This window comes from Limosilactobacillus alvi (assembly GCF_016900115.1).
In the GTDB taxonomy this organism is placed as follows: Bacteria; Bacillota; Bacilli; order Lactobacillales; family Lactobacillaceae; genus Limosilactobacillus; species Limosilactobacillus alvi.
In genome coordinates, this window is the sequence record NZ_JACJJQ010000108.1 from 1 (window position 1) to 268 (window position 268).

Consider the following 268-nt stretch of genomic DNA (forward strand, 5'->3'; position numbering starts at 1 on the left):
TGGTGCAACAACATCTATTTTCCCAAGCGATGAAATTACGCATGAATTCTTGAAAAAACAAAATAGAGAAGAATGTTTCGTACCACTTTGTGCTGATGATGATGCTGTTTATGATGAAACATATGAAATCAATCTCGATGATTTAGAACCAATGATTGCTATGCCACATAGCCCTGATGCTGTAAAAACAGTGCGCGAAGTAGCTGGCAAAAAAATAGACCAAGTTGCAATTGGTAGTTGCACTAACTCATCATATCGCGATATGATG

The 268-nt window shown here is 37.3% G+C and carries 1 protein-coding gene; it reads left to right on the plus strand.

All coding sequences use genetic code 11. The annotated features are described in order from the left end of the window. Positions 1–268: aconitase family protein (locus tag H5993_RS09275; protein ID WP_239458077.1), on the plus strand; the 268-nt coding region annotated here is incomplete at both ends.